Below are 1,093 nucleotides of genomic sequence, written 5' to 3' on the forward strand. Positions count from 1 at the left end.
TCCACCGACTACGCCGCCCTGATCGAGGCCGCCGTCGCCGGCAAGGTCGACGTCGCGTCGCTCTCCGGCTTCACCTACGTGACCGCCACCAACAACGGCGCCAAGCTCACCCCCATCTCCTCGATCGTGACCGAAGAGGGCCAGGAGCCCGGTTACTACTCGCAGGCGATCGTGCCCGCGGGCAGCGACATCACGAGCAGCGAGGACTTCAAGGGCAAGAAGGTCTGCTTCGTCGACCCGTCCTCGACCTCCGGCTACCTGTTCCCGTCGTACAACCTGCTCAAGGCCGGCATCGACCCCAAGACCGACATCACCCCGGTCTTCGCCGGCAAGCACGATGTCAGCGTCACCAAGGTCGGCGAGGGCGTCGAGTGCGAGGCGGGCTTCGCCGAGGACTCCGAGGTCGAGAAGTCGGACAAGGTCAAGGTCATCGACGAGACGATGGTCCCCGGTGCGCCGCTGGTCTACTCGTCCACTCTTCCCGACGACGTCTCGAAGAAGCTCATCGACGGTCTCTCCGAGATCACGATCGACGACATCATCGCCGCCGGGGTCGACGGCGCAGACACCGATGCCTTCCGCAGCGTCTTCTACGCCACGAAGCCGGTCGACGACGCGTACTACGACCTGATCCGCGACATCTGCAAGGAGACCGAAGCGGAGCAGTGCCAGGGCTGAGCCCGGCCTGACCCCTTCGCCATACACGGCGCCCTCCGTCTCGCCCGCCTCTCGTGCGGGCGAGACGGAGGGCACCACCGCACGACTCACGACACCACAGGAGCTACGACATGACCGCCTCGGCATCCGACGCCCTCATCCGCCTCGACGGCGTGACGAAGACCTTCGGGACGACCGCTGCACTCAAGGGGGCCTCTCTGGAGGTGTCCCGCGGCGAGATCGTCGTGCTCCTCGGCCTCTCCGGCTCGGGGAAGTCGACCCTGCTGCGCCACCTCGGTGGAGCGCACATCGAGAGCGATCTGCAGACCGACCCCCGTACGGCCGCCGATGCGATCGTGCGCCACCTGGCGGGACTCGGCGTCGACTTCCGGTTTCGCACCGCGGTGACCGCCGTGGGGGCGGGGCACGTGGACAC

General features: G+C 67.3%; 2 protein-coding genes. Both read left to right on the forward strand.

Translation table 11 applies throughout. The features are described from left to right. On the forward strand, positions 1–678 hold a 678-nt coding region (gene phnD / locus KZA10_RS15835), incomplete at its 5' end, for a phosphate/phosphite/phosphonate ABC transporter substrate-binding protein (protein ID WP_218683363.1). Positions 679–788: 110 nt separating this feature from the next. Further along, positions 789–1,093 (forward strand): ATP-binding cassette domain-containing protein (locus tag KZA10_RS18380; RefSeq protein ID WP_256934981.1); only part of this gene is annotated, 305 nt, incomplete at its 3' end.

Origin of the sequence: Microbacterium sp. BF1 (assembly GCF_019279095.1) — a bacterium.
Classification (GTDB): domain Bacteria; phylum Actinomycetota; class Actinomycetes; order Actinomycetales; family Microbacteriaceae; genus Microbacterium; species Microbacterium maritypicum.